This is a genomic window from Sphingobium sp. R-21, from assembly GCF_049913335.1.
Classification (GTDB): Bacteria; Pseudomonadota; Alphaproteobacteria; order Sphingomonadales; family Sphingomonadaceae; genus Sphingobium.
Map to the genome: position 1 here is coordinate 819,730 of NZ_CP184374.1, position 24,270 is coordinate 843,999.

The 24,270-nt window shown below is 63.1% G+C and carries 18 protein-coding genes and 4 tRNA genes; 11 read left to right on the top strand and 11 right to left on the bottom strand.

Annotation, left to right across the window (positions count from 1 at the left end; genetic code table 11):
* Positions 1-103 precede the first annotated feature (103 nt).
* The 5 genes from lon (at position 104) to ACN9MX_RS03870 (ending at position 4,333) form a co-directional block, all read left to right on the top strand.
* Positions 104-2,500: an endopeptidase La gene (gene lon, locus ACN9MX_RS03850; RefSeq protein ID WP_363825611.1), complete on the top strand. Its 2,397-nt coding sequence runs from the start codon at positions 104-106 to the stop codon at positions 2,498-2,500.
* Between the two features lie 176 nt (positions 2,501-2,676).
* Positions 2,677-2,949: an HU family DNA-binding protein gene (locus ACN9MX_RS03855; RefSeq protein WP_007688799.1), complete on the top strand. Its 273-nt coding sequence runs from the start codon at positions 2,677-2,679 to the stop codon at positions 2,947-2,949.
* Between the two features lie 281 nt (positions 2,950-3,230).
* Positions 3,231-3,307: transfer RNA gene (locus ACN9MX_RS03860), tRNA-His, on the top strand.
* Positions 3,308-3,441: 134 nt separating this feature from the next.
* Positions 3,442-3,813, top strand: coding sequence for a phosphoribosyl-AMP cyclohydrolase (gene hisI, locus ACN9MX_RS03865; protein ID WP_363734947.1), 372 nt, complete (start codon positions 3,442-3,444; stop codon positions 3,811-3,813).
* The gene (locus ACN9MX_RS03870; protein WP_363825614.1) at positions 3,800-4,333 is read left to right on the top strand and encodes a hypothetical protein; all 534 of its coding nucleotides are present in this window, start codon (positions 3,800-3,802) and stop codon (positions 4,331-4,333) included. The genes hisI and ACN9MX_RS03870 overlap by 14 nt, the downstream gene beginning before the upstream one ends.
* A gap of 32 nt (positions 4,334-4,365) precedes the next feature.
* Here ACN9MX_RS03870 and ACN9MX_RS03875 read toward each other — a convergent pair whose 3' ends face one another.
* The 4 genes from ACN9MX_RS03875 to ACN9MX_RS03890 form a co-directional block, all read right to left on the bottom strand.
* Entirely contained in the window at positions 4,366-5,577 is a 1,212-nt protein-coding gene (locus tag ACN9MX_RS03875) for an MFS transporter (RefSeq protein ID WP_363825617.1), read from the bottom strand.
* Positions 5,578-5,694: 117 nt separating this feature from the next.
* Positions 5,695-6,369, bottom strand: coding sequence for a L,D-transpeptidase family protein (locus ACN9MX_RS03880; protein WP_363734943.1), 675 nt, complete (start codon positions 6,367-6,369; stop codon positions 5,695-5,697).
* 148 nt (positions 6,370-6,517) lie between these two features.
* Positions 6,518-8,785, bottom strand: a complete 2,268-nt coding sequence (locus tag ACN9MX_RS03885; RefSeq protein ID WP_426387228.1) for an NADP-dependent malic enzyme — start codon at positions 8,783-8,785, stop codon at positions 6,518-6,520.
* Between the two features lie 10 nt (positions 8,786-8,795).
* Positions 8,796-9,719, bottom strand: a complete 924-nt coding sequence (locus ACN9MX_RS03890) for a LysR family transcriptional regulator (protein WP_363825622.1) — start codon at positions 9,717-9,719, stop codon at positions 8,796-8,798.
* Between the two features lie 94 nt (positions 9,720-9,813).
* Here ACN9MX_RS03890 and ACN9MX_RS03895 point away from each other — a divergent pair, with 94 nt between their 5' ends.
* From ACN9MX_RS03895 to ACN9MX_RS03905, 3 genes are all read left to right on the top strand, one after another.
* Entirely contained in the window at positions 9,814-11,907 is a 2,094-nt protein-coding gene (locus ACN9MX_RS03895; protein ID WP_363825625.1) for a malate synthase G, read from the top strand.
* A gap of 220 nt (positions 11,908-12,127) precedes the next feature.
* A complete protein-coding gene (gene alaS / locus ACN9MX_RS03900; protein WP_363825628.1) occupies positions 12,128-14,794 on the top strand; it encodes an alanine--tRNA ligase in 2,667 nt (888 codons plus the stop codon).
* Between the two features lie 218 nt (positions 14,795-15,012).
* Positions 15,013-15,951, top strand: coding sequence for a glutaminase (locus tag ACN9MX_RS03905; RefSeq protein ID WP_363734935.1), 939 nt, complete (start codon positions 15,013-15,015; stop codon positions 15,949-15,951).
* Here the strand turns inward: ACN9MX_RS03905 and ACN9MX_RS03910 are convergent.
* From ACN9MX_RS03910 to aroA, 7 genes are all read right to left on the bottom strand, one after another.
* A complete protein-coding gene (locus ACN9MX_RS03910; RefSeq protein ID WP_363734933.1) occupies positions 15,948-17,732 on the bottom strand; it encodes a cation:proton antiporter in 1,785 nt (594 codons plus the stop codon). The genes ACN9MX_RS03905 and ACN9MX_RS03910 overlap by 4 nt on opposite strands.
* A gap of 379 nt (positions 17,733-18,111) precedes the next feature.
* A tRNA-Leu gene (locus ACN9MX_RS03915) sits at positions 18,112-18,197 on the bottom strand.
* A 54-nt stretch (positions 18,198-18,251) separates the two neighbouring features.
* Complete coding sequence (locus ACN9MX_RS03920; protein ID WP_133654677.1) at positions 18,252-18,542, bottom strand: integration host factor subunit beta; 291 nt, start codon at positions 18,540-18,542, stop codon at positions 18,252-18,254.
* Positions 18,543-18,710: 168 nt separating this feature from the next.
* Positions 18,711-20,423, bottom strand: a complete 1,713-nt coding sequence (rpsA, locus tag ACN9MX_RS03925) for a 30S ribosomal protein S1 (protein ID WP_133654678.1) — start codon at positions 20,421-20,423, stop codon at positions 18,711-18,713.
* A gap of 171 nt (positions 20,424-20,594) precedes the next feature.
* Entirely contained in the window at positions 20,595-21,230 is a 636-nt protein-coding gene (gene cmk, locus ACN9MX_RS03930; RefSeq protein ID WP_363825630.1) for a (d)CMP kinase, read from the bottom strand.
* The gene (locus ACN9MX_RS03935; protein ID WP_133654680.1) at positions 21,227-21,478 is read right to left on the bottom strand and encodes a CBU_0592 family membrane protein; all 252 of its coding nucleotides are present in this window, start codon (positions 21,476-21,478) and stop codon (positions 21,227-21,229) included. The genes cmk and ACN9MX_RS03935 overlap by 4 nt, the downstream gene beginning before the upstream one ends.
* Positions 21,475-22,815, bottom strand: coding sequence for a 3-phosphoshikimate 1-carboxyvinyltransferase (aroA, locus tag ACN9MX_RS03940; protein WP_363825633.1), 1,341 nt, complete (start codon positions 22,813-22,815; stop codon positions 21,475-21,477). Before aroA ends, ACN9MX_RS03935 begins: the two co-directional genes overlap by 4 nt.
* A 149-nt stretch (positions 22,816-22,964) precedes the next feature.
* Here aroA and ACN9MX_RS03945 point away from each other — a divergent pair, with 149 nt between their 5' ends.
* The 3 genes from ACN9MX_RS03945 (at position 22,965) to ACN9MX_RS03955 (ending at position 23,740) form a co-directional block, all read left to right on the top strand.
* The gene (locus ACN9MX_RS03945; protein ID WP_133654682.1) at positions 22,965-23,300 is read left to right on the top strand and encodes a TIGR02300 family protein; all 336 of its coding nucleotides are present in this window, start codon (positions 22,965-22,967) and stop codon (positions 23,298-23,300) included.
* An 89-nt stretch (positions 23,301-23,389) separates the two neighbouring features.
* Positions 23,390-23,465 (top strand) — tRNA-Ala (locus ACN9MX_RS03950).
* A gap of 199 nt (positions 23,466-23,664) precedes the next feature.
* Positions 23,665-23,740: transfer RNA gene (locus ACN9MX_RS03955), tRNA-Ala, on the top strand.
* Positions 23,741-24,270: the final 530 nt, after the last annotated feature.

Here is a 24,270-nt window from a genome sequence, read left to right on the forward strand (position 1 = left end):
ATTCATGATTGCGATCCCATAACGCGTGATTGAACCATGCGGTGATCGTCCCCATAAAGGCGATGAACCGCATGACTGGGTGGATTCTCACCCCGGAGAGTGAATGACTACGCAATATCCCCTGCTTCCCCTGCGTGACATCGTCGTCTTCCCGCAGATGATCGTGCCGCTGTTCGTGGGCCGCGACAAGAGCGTGGCCGCGCTCGAATCCGCGATGGAAGGCGACAAGGAAATCTTCCTCGTGTCCCAGCTCGACCCGGCGGAGGATGATCCGGGGCAGGATTCGCTCTACGACACCGGCGTCATCGCCGTGGTGCTGCAATTGCTGAAGCTGCCCGACGGTACGGTCCGCGTGCTGGTGGAGGGCAAGCAGCGTGCCCGCCTGGACGGCATGGCGCAGGCCGGTGGCCATTTGATCGCCGACGTGACCGCGGTTGAAGAAATCGCCGCCGAAGGTCCGGAAGCCGCCGCGCTGATGCGGTCGGTCGCCGAACAGTTCGAAAACTATGCCAAGCTCAACAAGAAGCTGCCGGCGGAAACGCCCGTGCAACTTCGTGAGATCGAGGATGCGGGTCGTCTGGCCGACGCCGTTGCCGCCAACATCAACGTCAAGGTCGCCGACAAGCAGTCGCTGCTGGTCGAGGCGGATCCGGTCAAGCGCCTCGAAATGGTCTTCGCCTTCATGGAGGGCGAACTGGGCGTGCTTCAGGTCGAGAAGAAAATCCGCGGCCGCGTGAAGCGGCAGATGGAGAAGACCCAGCGCGAATATTATCTCAACGAACAGCTGAAGGCGATCCAGCGCGAACTGGGCAATGGCGATGGCGAGGAGGGTGACGAACTCGCCGAACTGACCGAGAAGATCGCCAAGGCTAAGCTCAGCAAGGAAGCCCGGAACAAGGCGACGGCGGAGCTCAAGAAGCTGAAGGGCATGCAGCCCATGTCAGCCGAAGCGACGGTCGTGCGCAATTATCTCGACGTGCTGCTGGGCCTGCCGTGGGGCAAGAAGGGGAAGGTCAAGACCGACCTCAAAAAGGCGCAGGCGATCCTGGACGAGGATCATTTCGCGCTGGAGAAGGTCAAGGACCGGATCATCGAATATCTCGCCGTGCAGGCGCGCACGAACAAGCTGAAAGGCCCGATCCTCTGCCTCGTTGGCCCTCCGGGTGTCGGCAAGACCTCGCTCGGCCGCAGCATCGCCAAGGCCACTGGCCGCGAATTCGTGCGCCAGTCGCTGGGCGGCGTACGTGACGAGGCGGAAATCCGGGGTCACCGCCGCACCTATATCGGCTCGCTGCCGGGCAAGATCGTGACCAACCTCAAGAAGGCCGGGACGATGAACCCGCTCTTCCTGCTGGACGAGATCGACAAGCTGGGACAGGATTTCCGCGGCGATCCGGCTTCCGCACTGCTGGAGGTGCTCGACCCCGAGCAGAACAGCAAGTTCCAGGATCATTATCTGGAAATCGACGTCGATCTTTCGGACGTGATGTTCGTGACGACGGCCAACTCCTTGAATTTGCCGCAACCTTTGCTCGATCGCATGGAGATCATCCGCCTCGAGGGCTATACCGAGGATGAGAAGGTAGAGATCGCGCAGCGGCACCTGCTGCCCAAGCAGATCGACGCCCACGGCCTCAAGGAAGGCGAGCTGGACGTCAGTGAAGAGGCGGTGCGCGACCTCATCCGCTATTACACGCGCGAAGCCGGCGTCCGCACCCTGGAACGGGAAGTGGCGCGTCTCGCCCGCAAGGCACTGCGCAAGATCCTTGAAGGCGTCTATGACAAGGTGACGATCACGCCGGAGAATCTCGCTGATTATGCCGGCGTGCGGAAGTTCCGCCACGGCGTGGGCGAGGAAGAGCATCAGATCGGCGCCGTGACCGGCCTCGCCTGGACGGAGGTGGGCGGCGAACTGCTGACCATCGAAGCCGTGACCGTGCCGGGCAAGGGCGCGATCAAGACCACAGGCAAGCTGGGCGAGGTCATGAACGAGTCGGTTCAGGCCGCCTTCTCCTATGTGAAGGCGCGTTCGCCCGGTTATGGGATCAAGCCCAGCATCTTCACGCGCAAGGACATCCACATCCACCTTCCCGAAGGGGCGGTGCCCAAGGATGGCCCATCGGCCGGCATCGGCATGGTGACGACCATCGTGTCGACGCTGACGGGCATTCCGGTGCACAAGGATGTGGCGATGACCGGCGAAGTGACCCTGCGTGGCCGGGTACTGCCCATTGGCGGCCTCAAGGAAAAGCTCCTGGCGGCGTTGCGCGGCGGCATCAAGACGGTGCTCATCCCGGCGGAGAACGAGAAGGATCTCGCGGAGATTCCCGCCAATATCAAGGAAGGGCTGGAGATCGTCCCCGTATCCCATGTGGACGAGGTGCTGGCCCGCGCCCTGATGAGCAAGCCGGAGGCGATCGCCTGGACCGAGGAGGATGATCTCGCCGCCCAGCCGAGTCCGGCGCAGGGGCGGGATGGGGAAGCCTCCATTCGGCATTGATATGGATCAGGAAAGCGGCCTGGGCGGGCTGATCGGCGGGGATTTACCATAAAATCTCGCCAGACTGGCTGCTGACGCCGCTTTCCCTTTGACAAGGCCCGAAAGCTGGGCCTTATTGCGCCGCCTACGCCGCGATTCCTAAACTATCCAAACAGCTAGAAGGGGGTTCCCAAGGCATGAACAAGCAGGATCTTATCAGCGCAGTCGCTGAAAGCAGCGGCCTTTCAAAAAGCGATGCAAGCAAGGCTGTCGAGGGCGTTTTCGACGCCATCACCGGAGCCCTGAAGAAGGGGGACGAAGTCCGCCTTGTCGGTTTCGGCACTTTCTCCGTTTCTCAGCGCAAGGCCTCGACCGGCCGTAACCCGCGCACGGGCGAGACGATGACGATCAAGGCTTCGGCCCAGCCGAAGTTCAAGGCCGGCAAGGGCCTGAAGGATTCGGTTAACTAAAGGGTTCAAGGGGCGCTTCCTCGTGGGCGTCCCATTTTGATTCCAAGCCGGCATCGCGGTTGGCGGAAGTTTCTGTTGGAGAGATTGCCGGATTTAACGCAGCAGGGGCGATGGTTCCCATGCGCGCTGATTTTCCGGGGCATGAAAAGGGGTGGAGAGCGTCAGGCTCTTCGCCCCTTTTTCTTTTTATTTCGGCGTCGCTGATTTTTCGCCATGAGGTCGCTTGACGGCGCGGGATGGGCCGCATATGTGGCCTTCTCTCAAGGGGCACAGCCCCTGTGGCGATCGTAGCTCAGTTGGTTAGAGCGCCGGTTTGTGGTACCGGAGGTCGCGGGTTCGGATCCCGTCGATCGCCCCATTCTCCTCTTGGAAGCCCTATTGGGCAGACACGGCTTCTTCCATTTGCGTCGGGCTGGTCGAAGAGTTGTCCGTCTCCCGCCTCTCCATCATTCAGGGCTTCGCACGGGCGTTGCAGCCCTCTATAGCCCGCTCATGGACGAAGCGCGCGACAAGGGCCTGACCCTCAATCCGAAATATGACAGGGACGGCCTGATCACTGCCGTCGTGACCGATGTGGAAAGTGGCGAGCTGCTGATGGTCGCGCATATGAATGCCGAAGCGCTGCAACTCACCCGCGATACCGGCCTCGCGCATTTCTGGTCGCGCAGCCGCCAGGCGCTGTGGAAAAAGGGCGAGACGTCCGGCCATATGCTCCAGGTGCGCGATCTCCGCATCGATTGCGATCAGGACGCCGTCTGGGTAAAGGCCGCGCCTGCCGGTCCCACCTGCCACACCGGCGCGCGTTCCTGTTTCTTCCGCCGCATCGGTCCGAAAGGCCTGGCACCTGTCGATGCGCCGAACTAGTCTTGCCCTGTTGCTCCTGCTCGCGGCGTGCCAGCGTCAGGCGGGCTCCGCGCCAGGGCCGCGGGATACCGGAATTCAGACCAGTTCGGGCCTGGAGCGCGCCGCCATCGAAACCGGCGTAATCGCGGACGCCGCCAAAGTGCCGCCCGTCGGCCTCTACCAGCGAAAACATGAAGCTGGACGCGATGCGCTCTGCGTAATCCCGGCAAAGAATGGCGATTATCGCTTCGGCCTGGAAGCGACCTTCGGGGAGGACCAGAGTTGCGCGGGCGAAGGCACGGCGCGAAAGGCAGGCGACAAGCTGATACTCAGCTTTTCCCGCAGCGATCATTGCATCGTGGTCGCCCAATATGACGGCGATCAGCTGTCATTGCCCGGCGTGGTCGACATGAAATGCACGGAACTCTGCAGGGGACGCGGCTCGCTGGAAGGCGTCAGCTTCCCTCGCGTGGCGAGCGATGCCGCCTCGGCCCTCAACGCGCGTGACAGCCGTGGCGGGCAGCTATGCGAAGCTGATTAGAGCGTCCCCGGAAAAGTAGAAGCCGGCTCGGCTCACTCGCAGGCCACGGCCACCAAGGACAAAGACCTCCGGCGCAGGTCAAGCGCCAGAAGGAAGATCGCAAGGCCACCCAGGGAGAGGCCCGCACCGATCCACCCGGTCGAGGTCAGGCCATAGCCTGCCGATATCGCCAGCCCACCCAGCCATGGTCCCAGCGCATTGGCGATGTTGAAGGCGCTGTGATGCGCTGCCGCCGCCAGCGTCTGCGCATCGTCCGCCACATCCATCAGCCGCGTCTGCAGCACGCTGCCCAATCCCCCGCCGCAGCCGATCATGAAGATCACCAGCATTAGGCTCCAGATATTTCCAGCCATCAACGGGAAAAGGGCAAGGGACGCCGCACTCCACAGCAGCACGATGATCCCGGTTCTGCCCTGCGCCCGGTCCGCTGCCCACGCCGCCCCCAGATTGCCGATCGTCATGCCGATGCCAAAGACCGCCAGCACGATCGGCACGAACCGCTCCGACACATGGGTCACCGAAATCATGGTGGAGGCCAAATAGGTATAGACAGCGAACAGCCCGCCAAAGCCGATGGCGCCGGTCAGCAGCGTCAGTAGCACCTGGGGCTTCCTGAGGGCGCCCAACTCCCGCATCGGACTGGCTTGCGGATCGCCCGCGTCGCGCGGCGCATATAATGCGACCAGCGACATGGTGATCATTGCCAGCACCGCCACGATGCCGAAACCCCAACGCCATCCAAGCGCCTGTCCCATCCAGTTTGCAACCGGCACGCCGATCACGGTCGCGACGGTCAGCCCGGTCATCACGCGCGCCACCGCCAATGCACGCCGGTCGCTCGGCACCAGCGACGCCGCCACCAGCGCCGCCACGCCGAAATATGCGCCATGGGGCAGGCCGCTCAGGAAGCGGAACAGCAGCATGGTGGCATAATCAGGCGACAGGGCGCTCAATCCATTGCCGATGGCGAACAGCGCCATCAGCCCGATCAGCAGTGTTCGCCGTGGCAGCCTTGCGCCCAGCACTGCGATCACCGGCGCGCCGACCACCACGCCCAGCGCGTAGGCGCTGATCGCATGACCGGCCATCGGTTCGCTGATGCGCAGATCGCTCGCAAAGAAGGGCAGCAGGCTCATCGCTGCAAATTCGGTCGTGCCAATGGCGAAGGCACCCATGGAGAGCGCAAGAATGACGAGCGCGGGGTGAACGGAGCCGGAAGAAGGGGGACGGCTGGCCTGCGCCATTGGCTGCTCCATGTTGCGATGCGATGGGAATGAGGCCCGCACATGATAACGTTATCTGCGAAAATCAAGCCGCGTGGAGCGTGACTTTATTGCAGGTGCAATGATGGCCCGCGCAACTCAGGCGGCGGGTTTGGCATGGCTGGTATCCAGCATCCTGCCATTGGTGATGACGACCAGGTCGCCCAGCTTCGTCACGCCGAACAGCCTTTTCGCAAAGGGCTTGGGTACGCCGATGCAGCCATGGGTGGCATAGCCCCAACGAACGTCGCTGCCATGGATCGCGACGCCGTCGCTGGTCAACCGCAGCGTGTAGGGCATGGGCGCATTGTTGTAGGTTCGCGAATAATGATCGGCGTCCTTTTCGATGACAGGAAACGCGCCCAGCGGACTGGGCTTGTCATCCGCGCCATAAAGGATGACCGCCGATCCGATCTCATAGCCTGCGCGGAAGACCGACAAGGTCTGCGCCTTGAGATCGACGGTGATGATGATCCGTCCCGTCGCGGGCGCGCCGCTTTCGTTCCAGACATAATCGCCGTGGCGGAAGGGGCCGTCTATGGCCAGCACCCGTTTGACCATGAGCGCCTGGGGATCGACCGCTACGGGCTGGGCACGGGTGCGTTCGGCCGCCTTGGCCGCCTTGACTGGCTTTGGCTCTTTTGTGGGAGCGCTTTCAGTTTCAGGCGGAGGCAGGTCGCGCCCGCGGCCGAGGGAAAGCCCCAGCACCAGCATTACCGCCGCTGCGCCGCCCCCGATCGCCAGCTTGACTCCAGTCGAAACCTGTCCCGCCATGAACCTGCCACTACCCGATCATCGTCATCCCGCCCGGAAGGGCGCATTCTCCCGACCGTTTCCGGCAGGGATCGACGGGAACCGGCTCCACCCTTGGGGCGGTACCGGTCCATTGCCGGCCAAGCCATGGCAGACAAAGGTTAAGGCTTCAGCCTTCCCGCTCGACCTCCGCCGCCGCGATGGCGGTCAGGTTCAATATACCGCGCGCCGTCACGCCGGGGGTCAATACATGGATAGGCTGCTTCAGCCCCACCAGCATCGGGCCTACCGTGGGCGAACTGGACGAAGCCGACAGCGCCGTCAATGTGATGTTCGCCGCGTCGAGATTGGGCATGACCAGCAGGTTGGCGGGCCCCTCGAACCGCGAATCCGGGATCAGCCGCTCGCGCAGTCCCTGGCTGAGCGCTGCATCGGCATGCATCTCTCCGTCGACCATCAGGTCGGGCGCGGCCTTCTTCACCAGCTTGATCGCTTCGCGCATCTTGCGCGCACTGGGCGAATGGGAGGCGCCGAAATTGGAGTGGGACAGCAGAGCCACCCGCGGCGTCAGGCCGAAATGCCTGAGTTCCGTCGCGCCGAGCAGCGCCATTTCCGCGATCTGCTCGGGCGTTGGATCGGGCACCATATGGGTGTCGGTGATGAACAGCGCGCCCGCGTCCAGGATCAGCCCCGACAGCGCATAGACCCGGCTGTTGCCGGGCGTGCGATCGATGATGCGCAGCACATGCTCGACCTCGCCCCAATATTCGCTGTTGCCGCCCACCAGAGCGGCATCCACCCGCCCGGTGCGCAGCAGCATGGCCGCCGTCACGCTGGGCCGGCGATAGACATGGCGCACCACCTCTGCCGACGAAACACCGCGACGCGCCGCGACGGCGCGATAGGCCTCCACCAGTTCGCCCATCAGCAGATGGTCGGTTTCGGGATCGACCACCTCGACATCCCGGTCCACTTCGAAGCTCAGTCCAAGGTTCGGCAGTTTCTGGTTCAATATCCGCCTGCGCGCGACGATGACCGGGCGTACGATGCCTTCTTCCAGTGCATCCTGAATGGCGCGCAGCACGCGCTCATCCTCGCCCTCGCCATAGGCGATGCGCCGCTGCGTTCCCCGCGCCGCCTCGAACACCGGCAGCATCAGCTGGGCAGAGCGCGTATTCTGCTGCATGAGCTGGCGCTTATAGGCTTCCAGGTCGAGCTGCTTCTTGGCGACGCCGCTGTCCATCGCTGCCTTGGCGACGGCGCAGGCGATCTCCGCGATCAGGCGCGGGTCGAAGGGGGTGGGGATGATGTAATCAGGACCGAAGACCAGCTTGCGTCCGCCATAGGCCTGGGCGACGCTGTCGTGGGCGGGCATCCGGGCGAGGTTGGCGATGGCGTCGGCGGCGGCGACCTTCATCGCCTCGTTGATCTCTGTCGCCCGCGCATCCAGCGCGCCCCGGAAGATGTAGGGGAAGCAGAGGACGTTGTTGACCTGGTTGGGATAGTCCGACCGTCCCGTGGCGATAATGGCGTCAGGCCGTGCCTCCCGTGCCACTTCCGGGCGGATTTCCGGCTCCGGATTGGCGAGCGCGAAGATCAGCGGATTAGGCGCCATCAACGGCAACCATTCGGGCTTCAGCACGCCCGGCGCCGACAGGCCCAGGAACAGGTTCGCGCCAGGCAGCACGTCGGGCAACGTCCGCGCATTAGTGGTGCGGGCATAGCGGGCCATGTTCGGCAACATGCCCTCGCGCCCCGAATGGATCACGCCGTCCTTGTCGGTCAGCGTCACATTCTCGATTGGCAGGCCCATGGACACCAGGAGGTCGACGCAGGCCAGCGCCGCCGCGCCCGCGCCGGACGTCACCAGCTTGGCATCGGCCAGCGTCTTGCCCTGCAATACCAGCGCGTTGCGGACGGCCGCCGCAACCACGATGGCCGTGCCATGCTGGTCATCGTGGAAGACCGGGATCTTCATCCGCTTCTTCAGTTCCGCCTCGATGGCGAAACATTCGGGCGCCTTGATATCCTCCAGGTTGATGCCGCCGAAGGTCGGCTCCAGCAGGGCGACGGCCTCGACGAACTTCTCCGGGTCCGTGGTGTCGACCTCTATGTCGAACACGTCGATATCGGCGAATTTCTTGAAGAGGACCGCCTTGCCCTCCATCACCGGCTTGGATGCCAGTGCGCCGATGGAACCCAGGCCGAGCACCGCCGTGCCGTTGGAGATCACCGCGACCAGATTGCCCCGCGCGGTATAGTCCATCGCCTTGTCGGGATCTTCGGCAATGTCGACGCAGGGCGCGGCGACGCCGGGCGAATAGGCCAGCGCCAGGTCGCGCTGGTTGACCATGCGCTTGGTCGGTTCGATCCTCAGCTTTCCGGGTTGAGGATAGCGGTGATAGTCTAAGGCGGCGCGCCGGGTGTTTTCGTCCATGAAAGGCCCCTTAAAGCCGGTTTTCAGCCGGAGCAATGCCCGACCGTTCCCATGGCGGGCTGGGAGCATAGAGCCCGACCAGGAAATCTACGAAGGCCGCGATGGCGAGCGGCGGATTATTCTGCGGCAGATGAACAGCATAAAGGCCGACGTCCACAGATCCCTCATGATCCGGCATGATCTGTCGAATATCCCCATGCTCCAGCGCGTCGCTGACGTCCCAGAGCGAACGCAACGCGATGCCCACGCCCGAAAGCGCCAGTTCCCGCACCATTTCGCTGCTGTTGGTGCGCACATGGCTGGTCCCTTCGATCGAGACCGGCCCCCTCGGCCCCAGCAGCCGCCAGGGCAATTGCCCTTCCGCCGCCAAGAGGCGATGCCGGCGCAGGTCGGCCGCAGTCTCGGGCACGCCGAAACGGTCCAGATAGCGCGGCGCCGCGCACAGCACGCGCCTGTTGGTCGCCAGTCGCCGGGCGGCAAGGCCGGACCCCGGATCCGCCGTGATGCGGATGGCCACGTCAGCGCGCGTCGCCACCAGGTCGGCATAATCGTCCGACAGATCGATCTGCATGCGCACCTTGGGATGGGCTTCCAGAAACCGGCCCAGATAGGGCGCGACATGCATCCGCCCGAAGGATGTGGGCGCCGACACGCGCAATGTCCCAGCCGCCTCTGCCGAAGCGCCGGATACGCGTCGTTCCGCCTCGTCAAGCGCGGCCATGATCGCCCGCAGATCCTCGTGCAGTCGCTCGCCCGCCGGGGTCAGTGCCAGCCGCCGCGTCGTTCGATGGATCAGCCGCGTCCCCAGCCTGTCCTCCAGCCGGACCAGCCGCTTCGACACCATGGCGGGCGAGACATTCAGCCTTCTTCCCGCCGATGCCATGCCGCCTTCCTCGACGATGGTCGCGAAAAGGTCGTAATCGGGGTCCATCATTTGTTTCACCAGAGGAAAATCTGAATTCGAATAATATCGTCTACCGAACATAATGCGACGCGTCTATGTTCCCGCGTCAAAAGGAGATCATTCCATGACCAGCATGACCGATCGCGCAGGCCTCCAGGTCGCGCAAGCACTTGCCAGCTTCATCGAGGAACGCGCGCTCCCCAACACCGGGATCGACGCCGACGCCTTCTGGCGTGGCGTTGCCGCGATCTTCGCGCAATTCGCTCCGGAAAATGCCGCCCTGCTGGCCAAACGCGACTCGATCCAGGCCCAGATCGATGCATGGCATCAGGAAAGGGCGGGCCAGCCCATCGATGCCGCCGCCTATCAGGGCTTCCTGCGCGAGATCGGCTATCTCGTCCCCGAACCCGCGCCGTTCCAGATCGGCAGCGAGAATGTCGATGACGAGGTTGCGCGCCTGGCTGGGCCTCAGCTCGTCGTCCCGATCCTCAATGCCCGTTTCCTGCTGAATGCCGCCAATGCGCGCTGGGGCAGCCTCTATGACGCGCTCTACGGCACGGACGCCATTCCCGGCGCAGCCGCGGGCAAGGGCTATGACGCCGCGCGCGGCGCGCAGGTCATCGCCTGGGCGAAGGCCTTCCTCGACGAAGCCGTCCCGCTCGCCTCCGGCTCCTGGGCGGACCTTGCCAGCGAAGACATCAATCTGGCCGACCCCGGCCAATATCTCGGCCGCAGTGAGAAGGGCCGTCTCTTCCGCCATAATGGCCTGCACATCGAAGTCGTCTTCGACCGCGCGCACCCCATCGGCCAGACCGATCCTGCGGGCATAGCGGACGTTATCCTGGAGTCCGCGCTCACGACCATCTGCGATCTCGAAGACTCGGTCGCTGCCGTCGATGCGGAGGACAAGGTCGCCGCCTATTCCAACTGGCTTGGCCTGATGCAGGGCGACCTTGTCGAGACGTTCGAGAAGAACGGCGCGCAGATGACCCGCGCCCTCAACCCGGACCGCAGCTACACCGCGCCCGACGGCAGCACCTTCACCCTGCCGGGCCGCAGCCTGCTCTTCGTGCGCAATGTCGGCCATCTGATGACGACGCCCGCCGTCCTGCTGTCCAATGGCCAGGAAGCGCCTGAAGGCATTCTCGACGGCATCGTCACCACGCTGATCGCCATGCACGACCTCAGCAAGGAGGGCGGCAACAGCCGCACGGGCAGCGTCTATATCGTCAAGCCCAAGATGCACGGTCCGGAGGAGGTCGGCTTCACCAACCGCCTGTTCGATGCGATCGAAGACCTTCTGGGTCTCGGCCGCCACACGCTGAAGGTCGGCGTCATGGACGAGGAACGCCGCACCTCCGCCAATCTGGCCGCTTGCATAGAGGCGGTGAAGGACCGCATCGTCTTCATTAATACCGGCTTCCTCGACCGTACCGGCGACGAGATGCATACGTCGATGCGCGCCGGTCCCATGATCCGCAAGGGCGAGATGAAGACCAGCGACTGGATCACGGCCTATGAGGATCGCAATGTCCAGACCGGCCTTGCCTGCGGTCTTTCGGGCCGCGCCCAGATCGGCAAGGGCATGTGGGCCGCGCCGGACCGCATGGCCGACATGCTGGAGCAGAAGGTCGGCCATCCCAAGAGCGGCGCCAACACCGCCTGGGTGCCGTCGCCCACGGCGGCGACGCTGCACGCGACCCATTATCACCGGATCGACGTCTACGCCCGCCAGGCGGAACGTGCGGCCGAACCCGTCGCCGCCCTCGACAAGCTGCTGACCATCCCGGTCGCGCAGCCGGGCCGCAACTGGTCGGAGGAGGAGGTTGCCCAGGAACTGGACAATAACGCCCAGGGCATTCTCGGCTATGTCGTCCGCTGGGTCGATCAGGGGGTCGGCTGCTCGAAGGTTCCCGACATCCACGACATCGGCCTGATGGAAGACCGCGCGACGCTGCGCATCTCGTCGCAACATATGGCGAACTGGCTGCTCCATGGCGTCTGCACGGCCGAACAGGTCGATGCGGCGTTCACCCGCATGGCGGCCAAGGTCGATGCCCAGAATGCGGGCGACCCGCTTTACAGCCCGATGAGCGGCAATCCGGAAAGCCTCGCCTGGCAAGCCGCCCGCGCACTGGTCTTCGAGGGCGTCGCCCAGCCCAACGGCTATACCGAGCCGCTGCTCCACAAATACCGCGCCCTGGTCAAGGCGCAGTAATCCTGCAATCGTCTGGTGGGGAATGTGCGACGTCCGCTCATTCCCCCATCAGCCTTCGACTGCCTGCCTCCCAAGCCTCGCGCTGGGAGCATGTCTCGTGCTGAGGGGCGGGACGTTCGGCGCTGCCGCCCATCCCAATCCCCGCCCCATCAAGCGATATTCCCATAAACGACGAAAAGCCCCGCTTGTGCGTTGGAGCGCTTCCCACTAAATCGCCCGAATGACTTCGACCAACGACATTCGCCGCTCCTTCCTCGACTATTTCGGGGCCAACGGCCACACCATCGTTCCGTCCGCGCCTCTGGTGCCGCACAACGACCCGACGCTGATGTTCGTCAATGCGGGCATGGTGCCGTTCAAGAATGTCTTCACAGGGCTGGAATCGCGGCCTTATTCGACCGCAACATCCAGTCAGAAGTCGGTCCGCGCCGGCGGCAAGCATAATGACCTCGACAATGTCGGCTACACCGCGCGCCACCACACCTTCTTCGAAATGCTGGGGAATTTCAGCTTCGGCGATTATTTCAAGGAACAGGCGATCACCCATGCCTGGACCCTGCTGACGAAGGAATGGGGCCTGTCGCCGGAAAGGCTGACGGCGACCGTCTATCATACCGACGACGAGGCCTTTGACCTCTGGAAGAAGATCGCCGGCCTGCCGGAGGAGCGGATCATCCGTATCCCCACCAAGGATAATTTCTGGGCAATGGGCGACAGCGGCCCCTGCGGTCCCTGCTCGGAAATCTTCTACGACCATGGCGACCATATCTGGGGCGGCCCGCCCGGATCGCCCGAAGAAGATGGCGACCGCTTCGTCGAAATCTGGAACCTCGTCTTCATGCAATATGAGCAGGAAGCGAACGAGATCGTCAGCGAACTGCCCAAGCCCAGCATCGACACCGGCATGGGTCTGGAACGTATCGCGGCGGTGCTGCAAGGCGTCCATGACAATTATGACACCGACACGTTCCGGGCACTGATCGAGGAATCGGGCGCGCTGACGAAGACCGCCACCGATGGTGCGTTCAAGGCCAGCCATCGCGTCATCGCTGATCACCTTCGTTCGACCAGCTTCCTGATCGCGGACGGCGTGCTGCCCGCCAATGAGGGCCGCGGCTACGTCCTGCGCCGCATCATGCGCCGAGCCATGCGCCACGCCCACATCATCGGCGCGAAGGAGCCGTTGATGCACCGGCTCGTCGGCAGCCTCGTCTCCGAAATGGGCGGCGCCTATCAGGAACTGGTCCGCGCGCAGCCACTGATCGAGGAAACGCTGCTGCGTGAGGAGACCCGATTCCGCCAGACCCTGGAAAAGGGCCTGAAACTGCTCGACGAAGCAACCGGCGATCTGGCCGAAGGCGACACCTTGCCCGGTGAAACCGCGTTCAAGCTCTATGACACCTATGGCTTCCCCTATGACCTCACGGAAGACGCGCTGCGCTCGCGCGGCCTGACCGTCGACCGCGCCGGCTTCGACGCCGCCATGGCCGAGCAGAAGGCCGCTGCGCGCGCGGCGTGGAAGGGCTCGGGCGAAAAGGCGTCGGACGAAATCTGGTTCGACATCGCCGAAAAGGCGGGCAATACCGAGTTCATCGGCTACAGTTCGACCGAGGGCGAGGGCGAGGTGCTTGCCATCGTCAAGGACGGTGTGAACTTCGACAGCGCGACCGCGGGTGAGACGGTGACGATCATCACCAACCAGACGCCATTTTACGGCGAAAGCGGCGGCCAGATGGGCGATGCGGGCACGATCAGTTCGCAATCCGGACTCGTCGCGGATGTCGAGGACACCGCCAAGCCGCTTGGCCGGCTCCATGCCCACCGTGCGAAGATCGGCGCGGGCAGCGTCAAGCTGGGCGATACGGTGCATCTCAGCGTTGACGTCAGCCGTCGCGACCGGATTCGCGCCAATCACAGCGCCACCCACCTGCTGCATGCGGCATTGCGCAACCAGCTTGGCGCGCATGTCACGCAAAAGGGTAGCCTGGTTGCGCCGGATCGCCTCCGCTTCGACTTCTCGCACCCAGAGGCTTTGACCCATGGCCAGATCGCGACGATCGAATCCCAGGTGAATGAGCAAATCCGCCACAATGAAGCGGTGACCACACGTCTGATGACCCCGGACGATGCCATTGCGGCCGGCGCGATGGCGCTGTTCGGGGAAAAATATGGGGACGAAGTCCGTGTGCTTTCCATGGGCAGGGGGGACGCGAACAGCTATTCGGTCGAACTTTGCGGCGGCACGCACGTCCGCGCGACGGGCGACATCGCGATCTTCAAGATCATCTCGGAATCGGCCGTGTCAAGCGGCGTTCGCCGTATCGAGGCCCTGACGGGGGAGGCTGCGCGCCTCTGGCTGTCCGACCGCGAGGATCGCTTGCGCCAGTCCGCCGCCGCGCTCAGAACCACGCCCGAGGAAGTCCCCGCCCGCATCACTGCGCTGGTCGAACAGAGCCGCAGGCTCGAACGCGAACTGGCCGAAGCGAAGAAGGCGCTGGCGCTCGGCGGGGCAGGAGCTGGCGGGGCGGGTGCCCAGGCGGCTGGTCCTGAAAAGGTCGGCGCGATCAATTTCATCGGTCAGGTGATCGAAGGGCTGGACCCCAAGGAATTGCGCGGATTGGTGGATCAGAACAAGGCGGCGCTGGGCAGCGGAGTTTCCGCGGTGCTGGCAGTGGTCGATGGGCGCGCCAGCATCGCCGTGGGCGTCACGGACGATCTCACGGCCACGATAAGCGCCGTGGACCTGGTTCGCGCCGGTGTTGAAGCGCTTGGCGGAAAGGGCGGCGGCGGTCGTCCCGACATGGCCCAGGGCGGCGGGCCGGACGGGGACAAGGCGCAGACGGCGATAGAATCCGTCAAGGCGGCGCTGGCCAGCGTGCCGGCGTAACCAACCGACAGGTCCGGTCCTCACAAGCGAAAGGCGGACAATTCCTGGCGAACCGTGCTCCTTCGCAGAAAGCAGTGCGGTTTTGTCCTTTATGGAAGATGGCGACGCGCATTGTCTTTTCATGCGCCACGGCAGCATGCCGAAAAATGGCATGCTCTTGCTCGTCATTGTGTAATCTGTTCCGCCGAGCCCCGTAGCAAATGGACGCCGCTTTCCTCATGGACCTACCCGCGATCCTGGCCGACATCGTTGCCCATATGGCGGAGCAGGAAGACCACGGCGTCGTTGCCAGCTATATCCCGGAACTTGCCAAAATCGATCCCGGCCAGTTCGGCATAGCGGTTGCGACGGCGGACGGCCGACTGATCGAAGGTGGCGATTCCGAAACCGCCTTTTCGATCCAGTCCATCTCAAAAGTGTTCGCCTTGACCCTGGCGCTTGGCAAAATAGGCGATCAGCTCTGGCAGCGGGTCGGACGGGAACCGTCCGGCAATGCCTTCAATTCGATCGTTCAACTGGAGCAGGAACAAGGCATTCCCCGAAACCCCTTCATCAACGCTGGCGCTGTGGTCGTCGCGGACGTCAATCTGGGCGGCCATCAACCTCGCGTGGCCATTGGCGAAATGCTGCGCTTCGTTCGCTTTCTGGCAAATGACGACAGCATCGCGATCAATGAGACCGTTGCCGCGTCGGAGACAGCGACGGGTTTTCGCAACATGGCGCTGGCGAATTACATGCGCGCCTTCGGCAATATCCGTCATCCGGTCGATCTGGTACTCGGCACCTATTTTCATCAATGCGCGATCGAGATGAGCTGTCGCCAGCTTGCGCTCGCCGGTCGTTACCTGATGCTTGATGGTCGGCACCCCGAAGGCGGCCGGGTTGTCTCGTCGAACAGGGCAAAACGGATCAACGCCCTGATGTTGACCTGCGGCCATTATGACGCTTCGGGCGATTTCGCTTTCCGCGTCGGCATTCCGGGCAAGTCAGGCGTGGGCGGCGGCATATTGGCGATCGTGCCCGGTCGCGCCTCCATAGCAGTGTGGTCACCCGGCCTGAACGACAATGGGAACAGCAAGCTTGGCACGCTGGCGCTCGAAGAACTGGCCAGGCAAACAGGCTGGTCCGTCTTCAGTCCACCCCCGGCGCCGGATTAAGGCACCTCATCTGCCCTCAGCCTCCGCAGCTTGGGCGCGGTTTCGAGCTGGGCCGCATCCTTGATACCCATGCGCAAATCCTCCCTGGTCTGGTGGATCGATGCGATTACTGGCCCCATTGCGACGCCCAGGTCAACCAGCGCGGTTTCCGCTAGCTGAAGAGAGCTTTCGAGCGTTTCCGGAACGGCATCGCTCGCCCCGGCGCGATAAAGCTGCGCTGCATGATCGGTATCCCGCGCACGCGCGATGATCGGCAGGTCGGGCACCCATCCCCTGACGCGCTTTGTAACGCGCACGGAAAGGACGGGGTCGTCCATCGTCAGGATCAGCGCCCGCGCATGGCCGAGACGAAGCTTGTCGAGCATTTCGGCGCGCGATACGTCACCGAACAATATAGGATATCCGCCGCGACGCGCCTCCGCGACGACATCCGGGTCGGATTCCACGACAATGAAGCGCTGCTTGTGCAGGTTGAGGAGGTCGCAGACCATGCGTCCCACGCGTCCAAAGCCGATCACGACCGCCGCCGCCTGGATATGGTCTTCGGTGAATTCCGGCGTTTCTTCGCCCAGCGCCATCTCCAACCGTCGGGCAACATCGTGCCCGAGCCGCGCAAGCAGCGGCGTTATGGTCAGCCCGATCGCGGTCACGATCTGCCAGAAGGCGGCGGTAGACGGGAGGATCAACTGCGCCGCGGCGGCGGCGGACAGCACGATCAATGTGGTTTCCGACGGGCTGGACATCAGCACGCCGACTTCCAGCGCGACGCCTTTTCTTGCGCCGGAGAGGTAGAGCAGGGCAGCAGTTACGATCGTTTTGGCGAGGACGACGCCGATCACCGCCAGAATGAGCGTAGGCCAGTTGGCGAGGATGACGCGTACGTCCAGGCCCATGCCGACGGTAATCAGGAATACGCCGAGCGCCAGTCCTTTGAACGGCGCCGTCATGACCTCGACTTCGCCGTGATAATCGGTTTCCGCGATCAGCAGCCCGGCAAGCAGCGCGCCGACGATCGGGGAGAGGCCAGCGATGGACGTGGCCATGCTGGAGACGATGACGACCAGCAGGCTGGCGGCCAGGAATACTTCCGGGCTTTTCGTACGGGCGGCCTGGCTGAAGATGTGCGGAAGGCAGAGCCGTCCCAGAACCAGCATGACGGCGATGGTGATACCGCTTTTGAGCAGCGTGTCCGCCAGTTCGGTCCACGGGCCATCCGGACTGGCAGCTACGGAGGGAGCCAGGGCGCCCAACATGAAGATGATGGGGACGAGGGCCAGATCCTCGAAGAGGAGCATGGAAAAAGCCGCGCGTCCAACCGCGCTTTGGGTGCCGACCATCGGCAGAACGACGGCCGTGGATGACAGCGCGAGCGCAAGGCCAAGGCCAAAGGCACCTGCTGGCGCCTGCCCAAGGAGATAAAGGCCAAGTGCGATCAGTGTGCCGCCGCCGATCAATTCTGCCGCGCCCACGCCGAACACTTGCGTGCGCATGGTCCAAAGGCGACGGAAACTGAGTTCCAGCCCAATGGAAAAAAGCAGCAGGATGACGCCCAGTTCGGCAAAGGGCTCAATCGCTGCCCTGTTCGAAATCGTGACATGGTAAAGCCAGGGATATTGGCCGACCAATGCCCCCAGCCCAGACGGTCCGACCGCGAGCCCGACAAGGATGAAGCCTATGACGGGACTGATCCGAAGCCGAGCAAAGCCGGGGATCACGACCCCCGCAGCGCCCAGGATGACAAGGGAATCGCTGAAACTCTGAGGATTGATCGCGCCGGCCATGGCGGATCATCGCGACAAATGCCGCGGATATCCAGCGCTAAGCACCGCAAGCCGGAAAAATGCCGAATGATGACAGGCGGGACATGGTCTGCCTGACGCAGGAAGTATCGATGGATTTACTGACCGGGAAGGCTATCGATCCAGCGCTCGAGTGGAACTGCTGACCACGAAATATCATGACGGCCGGGACATGATGTCGCCATCGAAGCCGGCGGGATGGGCCTCGACGCGCCCATTGTGGCGGAGGCCGTGGATGCCTGGATTGCCGCTACTCTTGGCCAGAACGGTTCGTGAGCGCACGCAGCCTTGTCGGAATGCTGTCGGAACGTGACGCAAAAAGGTGAACGCCAGCCTTCGAAAAAGCCAGCAAAATCAGTGCTGGTGCGGACGGCGGGACTTGAACCCGCATTCCCAGGGGGAGGCGGATTTTAAGTCCGCTGCGTCTACCGATTTCGCCACGTCCGCTTGAGGCCGCCACCCCTGAAGGCTAACGGCGCGCAGGTCAAGGACATGGTTTGGTCAGAGAGCAGCTTTGCCGTTCAGGCGCTCCCGCATCTCTTTTCCAGGTTTGAAATAGGGAACGCGTTTGGCATCTACCGGCACCTGTTCGCCGGTCCGCGGATTGCGGCCGGTCCGTGCGTCGCGCGCTCTGGTCGTGAAGGCGCCGAAACCACGAAGTTCCACTCGCCCGCCGCTGGACAGGCGATCGACTATTTCCTTGAAGAAAAGATCGACGATCCTTTCCACTTCCTGGAGGTTGAGGTTTGGATTTTCCTCAGCCAATTTCTGAATGAGTTCCGAGCGTATCATTGGTCCTCCAGACTCCCCCTTCTGGTTCCCGGTTTATTTATAATGAATCCGCGACCTTCTGACAATCGGCCAATATCGGTATGTCAATCTCATTTTGGGAAAATAAAAAGCCCGCCGGAGTTAAGTTCCGGCGGGCCATATTACTTAAGTTACATATCGAATGTGCGCTTAGCCTTCGCTCTTGGCCTTCAGCGCTTCGCCCAGAATGTCGCCCAGCGACGCGCCGCTGTCGGACGAGCCGTACTGCGCCACGGCCTGCTTCTCTTCTGCGATCTGAAGGGCCTTGACGGAGAAGGTCGGCTTCTTCGCACGGTCGAAACCAGTGACCATCGCATCGAACTTCTGGCCGATCTGGAAGCGTTCCGAACGCTGCTCATCGCGATCGCGACCCAGGTCGCTGCGCTTGATGAAGCCGGTCGCGCCGTCCTCGCCCGCCTGGACTTCCAGGCCGCCGTCGCGGACTTCCAGAACCGTGACAGTGATCGTCTGGTTCTTGTTGAGACCAGCGGCAGCGGCGGTCGTGCCACCAGCAGCCGGGCCGCCACGCTCAAGCTGCTTCATGCCAAGGCTGATGCGCTCCTTCTCGACGTCGATGTCGAGAACGACGGCCTGAACCGTCTCGCCCTTGCGGTGCAGAGCCAGGGCGTCTTCGCCCGAAATGCCCCAGGCGATGTCCGACATGTGGACCATGCCGTCCACGTCGCCGTCCAGCCCGATGAACAGACCGAATTCGGTCGCGTTCTTGACTTCGCCCTCGACGGTCGAACCGATCGGGTGACGTTCGGCAAAGCTGTCCCAGGGGTTGTTCTGGGCCTGCTTGAGGCCGAGCGAGATACGGCGCTTTTCGGGATCGACTTCGAGGACCAGAACTTCGACTTCCTGGCTGGTCGAAACGATCTTGCCGGGGTGGACGTTCTTCTTGGTCCAGGACATTTCCGAAACGTGGACCAGACCTTCGATGCCGGCTTCCAGTTCGACGAACGCACCATATTCGGTGATGTTCGTGACCCGGCCCGACAGCTTGGCGCCCACCGGATATTTGGCGGCAGCACCTTCCCAAGGATCGCTTTCCAACTGCTTCATGCCAAGGCTGATGCGCTGGGTGTCGCGGTTGATGCGGATGATCTGCACGCGGACGGTATCGCCGATGTTGATCATCTCGTTCGGGTGGTTGATGCGCTTGTACGACAGGTCGGTGACGTGCAGCAGGCCGTCGATGCCGCCCAGGTCAACGAACGCACCATAATCGGTGATGTTCTTGACGACGCCCTCGATGATCTGACCTTCGGCCAGCGTCTGGATGAGGCCGCTGCGCTGTTCGGCGCGGGTTTCTTCCAGAATGGCGCGGCGCGACACGACGATATTGCCGCGGCGGCGGTCCATCTTCAGGATCTGGAAGGGCTGCGGAATATCCATCAGCGGGGTGACGTCGCGCACGGGGCGAATATCGACCTGCGAACCGGGAAGGAACGCCACGGCGCCGTCGAGGTCGACGGTGAAGCCGCCCTTGACGCGGCCAAAGATGACGCCTTCGACCCGAGCATTTTCGGTGAACTCGGCTTCGAGCTTGTCCCAGGCGGCTTCGCGGCGCGCGCGGTCGCGCGACAGCATGGCTTCGCCATGGGCATTTTCGACGCGGTCGACATAGACTTCGACCTCGTCGCCGACCTTCAGGTCAGCCTTCTGGCCTGGCGCGGCGAATTCGCGCAGCGGCACGCGGCCTTCCGACTTCAGGCCGACGTCGATCAGAGCCATGTCGTTTTCGATGCCGGTAACGGTGCCCTTGACGACGCGACCTTCGAAGCCGCCGTCCTCGCCACCGAGAGAATCATTGAGAAGCGCGGCGAAATCGTCGCGCGAGGGGAATGCCGTAGAGGCCATGGTAGTTTCCTTCATTCTTCATTGCTGGCCTACCGGTTGTATCCGGTGGTCTTTCAGGCCAAATCGTCCGCGGGGCCGAATACCCGCGCGAACATCCGTAAGACCTGACGAGTCGACGCCTGGTGGATAAGCGAAAAGGGCGCCTGGGAACTCCCGGCACCCGGCATCGCGTCAGGCCTGTCGCCGACGTTCCAACTGGGCGTCCACCAGTGCAATGGCCTGCCGGACGGCGGCGTCTATAGTCAAATTGCTGGTGTCGAGCAAGTCCGCTCCATCGGCCATACGGAGCGGCGCATGGTCGCGGCTCATGTCGCGGGTGTCGCGCGCCTGGATGTCCGCGATCAGGCTATCCATGTCGGGATGGCCGCCATGGTCGAGCGCGTCCTGATAGCGCCGCTGGGCGCGAACATGGACGCTGGCGGTGACGAAGATCTTGGCTTCGGCATCGGGCGCGATGATGGTGGCGATATCCCGGCCATCCAGGATCGCGCCGCCGGGTTGGGTCGCGAATTCGCGCTGCCGATTGACGAGGGCCTGACGCACGCTCTGATGGATCGAGACGCGGGAGGCGAGCGAACCGACGGCCTCGCTGCGCAGAGCAGGATCGTTCAGCATGGCGGCGTCGAAATCGCAGGCAGCGAGAGCGTCCGCTTCGTGATCGGGATCACCGCTTCGCTTCAAGACGGCGAGCCCGACAGCGCGATAGAGCAGGCCGGTGTCAAGGACGGGCAGGCCATAATGACGGCCGAGCGCCTTGGCGATGGTGCCCTTGCCGGAAGCGGCTGGACCGTCGACGGCGATGATCATGATGCTTTGCCTTTCCGCCATGCCTTGGCAAGGCCGATGAGCGCGATGATGGACCACACGATCTCCAGCGCCAAGGACGCGATGTTGAAATGGATGGTCAGCGAATAGATCAGCAGCAGTGCGCCGACCAGGTTCAGCAGGTTGAACAGGATGAAGTTCAGCGTCTTCGCCATGTTGCTGTAGGCATAGGCAAAGACCATCATGCCACTGCCGATCAACCCGATGATGCTGGCGAGATCGAAGGTCATGTCAGCGCGCCGAGCGATTGCAGCAGGGTGGTGAAACCCGGGAAGCTGGTCGCGACGGGGCGCATGTCATCTATGGTTACACCATTGCTGGAGACAAGGCCCGCAATCGCGAAGCTCATGGCGATGCGGTGGTCCAGCTTCGTGGCGATCGGACCGCCGCCGGGCAGGAGCGTGCCATTGCTGCCCTCTATGACGATGCCGTCCTCCAGTTCCTCGACCTGCACGCCGATGGCACGCAGCCCCGCCGCCATGGTCGCGATACGGTCAGATTCCTTGACGCGCAGTTCCTCCAGTCCGCGGAATATGCTGCGTCCTTCGGCCAGGGCGGCGGCGATGAAGGCGACGGGATATTCATCGATCATCGACGGCGCCCGCGCCGGATCCGGCTCCACCCCCTTGAGTGCCGAGGCGGTGATCACGAGGTCGCCCACCGGCTCCCCGCCGACCTGGCGCGGATTTTCGACAATGATGTCGCCGCCCATTTCCCGCAGCAGATCGACAAGGCCTGCGCGGGTTGCGTTGAGGCCGACATTGGCGATCGTGACCTTCGATCCCGGAACAAGAAGCGCGGCGACCATCGGGAAGGCGGCCGAGGAAGGATCGCCGGGAACGGTGATCGATTGCGGGAGAAGTTCCGCTTCGCCCCTGAGCGTGATGATGCGCGTGCCGTCCGCTTCCACCTCGACCTCAAGGTCTGCGCCGAAGCCCTTGAGCATTTTCTCGCTATGGTCGCGGGTAGGGACCGGCTCCACGATGCGGGTGATGCCGGGCGTGTTGAGCCCGGCAAGCAGGATGGCCGACTTCACCTGCGCCGACGCGACGGGGAGGCGGTAGTCGAGCGGTACGGCCGGGCAGGCGCCGCGCATCGTGAGCGGCAGGCGGTCGCCGGGGCTGCTTGTGAAACTCGCGCCCATGCGGGACAGCGGATCGGTGACGCGCGCCATGGGGCGCTTGCTGAGCGAGGCGTCGCCCACGAAGGTCGCGGTGATGGCGTGGCTGGCGACAAGACCCATCAACAGGCGGGTGGAGGTGCCGCTATTGCCCATGTCGAGCGGGCCGTCCGGTTGAAGCAGGCCGCCGACGCCGACGCCGTGGATATGCCAGATGCCGTCCGCATCCTTGCTGATGTCCGCACCCATGGCCCGCATGGCGGCCGCGGTGGCCAGCACATCCTCTCCCTCCAGCAGTCCTTCGACCCGGCTTTCGCCCACGGCCAGCGCCGAAAGCATCAGCGATCGGTGCGAAATGCTCTTGTCGCCCGGCACGTGGATCGAACCGGAAAGGGCGGGGGAGGCGGTGAAGGTCATCGGGGTCGGCTGGTCGGAAAAAGCGGTCACGGGTCAATCCGTCTGCAAAACTTGAAAAAATGCGCCCGGCTTTTGACAGCGCGGCCTCGCTATGGCAAGGCGCCGTCTCTTCGCGGGCGACCCTGTCGTGCCGCGTAATTTCTGTTTTGAGCACTCGCAAGAGAAGGATAAGGCCGGACATGGTCAAGGCTGAATGGGGCACGAAGCGTACCTGCCCGAAATGCGCCACGCGCTTCTACGACCTGGGCAAGGATGACCCGGTCACCTGCATCAACTGCGGCACCGCCTGGGAACCGGAACCCGTGCTGAAGTCGAAACAGCCGTTGCCCTATGAGGAAGCGCCCAAGAAGGTCATCGAAACCGCCGACGGTGAAATGGAGACGGCCGACGACGATCTGGACCTGGATCTGGACGTGGATGATGACGGCGATTCGCCGGACAATGACGTCGATCTGGGCGGCGACGACGACCTGGGCGTCGATGCCGGCGGGGACGATGGCGACGACGACAATTAATTGAATTTTGTGCTTGCCAAGGAGTTCGCTGCCACCTAATGGCAGCGGCCTCCGAGGCGCCGGACCCAAACGGCGCCGACACTGGAAACGGGGCCTTAGCTCAGCTGGGAGAGCGCCTGCATGGCATGCAGGAGGTCAGCGGTTCGATCCCGCTAGGCTCCACCAGTTTTTCGGGAAATGAAATGTCCCTAGGGACATTTTTCCGAAAAACTCCCGAGCGCAAGCAAGGGGTGTGTCGAGGTTGCAAATGACTTCGATCAACGCTCCTGGTGATTTGGGCACGGGACGTCCAGACATAAGGCCGACGGCTTTGACGCCGGACATGGCCTGATCCATTGGGATGCGGTATGATGCCGCAAACGATGGGGCCTTAGCTCAGCTGGGAGAGCGCCTGCATGGCATGCAGGAGGTCAGCGGTTCGATCCCGCTAGGCTCCACCAAATTTTCCTATCATCCGAAATGCCTTGCCATCGGCAGGTCGCTCGATCCTGTCGGGCGGGAGGCTGCTGATTGCGGCCGATTTCCTTGATTTTCCGCCGAAGTTCACAGTGTATGCGCGCGCGTGCCTGGGCGCGCGTATCCGCGGGGGTCTGATATGCCGGACATTTCAAAGACGGCGTCTGGTAGGTCGGTCGGGACGGAATAGGACAGGCGAAAATATCCCCTGTTGGACAAATAGGACGCTTTTTGAGGATGCTGTTGCTGCTGGGTTACGGTTGAGCCTTATTTCGTCGTCTGCATCGCAGATGCTGCCGCCTGTCGCGATATGCAGTGCAAGGCTTAGCGGAGCCGGCTGACTCGCGATCATCGTCAGCTAGCCATTTGGATTAGCTGCTGAATTTTTCGAGCTAATGCTAAATGCGAAGAAGCGTAAATAAAACAAGGCAGTAGTGTCGCGGCAAGTTCAGTTCGTGAAGGGGGGAAGAACGTGCCGAAACTACTCGCTACGATTTTATGGTCGACTTCGATT

Coding starts and splice junctions, on each gene's coding strand:
- ACN9MX_RS03910 (WP_363734933.1), bottom strand. CDS start 17,732: ATGGCCGGCGCGATCAATCCTCAGAGTTTCAGCGATTCCCTTGTCATC.
- ACN9MX_RS03885 (WP_426387228.1), bottom strand. CDS start 8,785: ATGGACGAAAACACCCGGCGCGCCGCCTTAGACTATCACCGCTATCCT.
- ACN9MX_RS03870 (WP_363825614.1), top strand. CDS start 3,800: ATGCGCCGAACTAGTCTTGCCCTGTTGCTCCTGCTCGCGGCGTGCCAG.
- alaS (WP_363825628.1), top strand. CDS start 12,128: ATGACTTCGACCAACGACATTCGCCGCTCCTTCCTCGACTATTTCGGG.
- lon (WP_363825611.1), top strand. CDS start 104: ATGACTACGCAATATCCCCTGCTTCCCCTGCGTGACATCGTCGTCTTC.
- hisI (WP_363734947.1), top strand. CDS start 3,442: ATGGACGAAGCGCGCGACAAGGGCCTGACCCTCAATCCGAAATATGAC.
- ACN9MX_RS03905 (WP_363734935.1), top strand. CDS start 15,013: ATGGACCTACCCGCGATCCTGGCCGACATCGTTGCCCATATGGCGGAG.
- ACN9MX_RS03880 (WP_363734943.1), bottom strand. CDS start 6,369: ATGGCGGGACAGGTTTCGACTGGAGTCAAGCTGGCGATCGGGGGCGGC.
- rpsA (WP_133654678.1), bottom strand. CDS start 20,423: ATGGCCTCTACGGCATTCCCCTCGCGCGACGATTTCGCCGCGCTTCTC.
- ACN9MX_RS03855 (WP_007688799.1), top strand. CDS start 2,677: ATGAACAAGCAGGATCTTATCAGCGCAGTCGCTGAAAGCAGCGGCCTT.
- ACN9MX_RS03945 (WP_133654682.1), top strand. CDS start 22,965: ATGGTCAAGGCTGAATGGGGCACGAAGCGTACCTGCCCGAAATGCGCC.
- ACN9MX_RS03895 (WP_363825625.1), top strand. CDS start 9,814: ATGACCAGCATGACCGATCGCGCAGGCCTCCAGGTCGCGCAAGCACTT.
- cmk (WP_363825630.1), bottom strand. CDS start 21,230: ATGATCATCGCCGTCGACGGTCCAGCCGCTTCCGGCAAGGGCACCATC.
- ACN9MX_RS03890 (WP_363825622.1), bottom strand. CDS start 9,719: ATGATGGACCCCGATTACGACCTTTTCGCGACCATCGTCGAGGAAGGC.
- ACN9MX_RS03920 (WP_133654677.1), bottom strand. CDS start 18,542: ATGATACGCTCGGAACTCATTCAGAAATTGGCTGAGGAAAATCCAAAC.
- ACN9MX_RS03935 (WP_133654680.1), bottom strand. CDS start 21,478: ATGACCTTCGATCTCGCCAGCATCATCGGGTTGATCGGCAGTGGCATG.
- ACN9MX_RS03875 (WP_363825617.1), bottom strand. CDS start 5,577: ATGGCGCAGGCCAGCCGTCCCCCTTCTTCCGGCTCCGTTCACCCCGCG.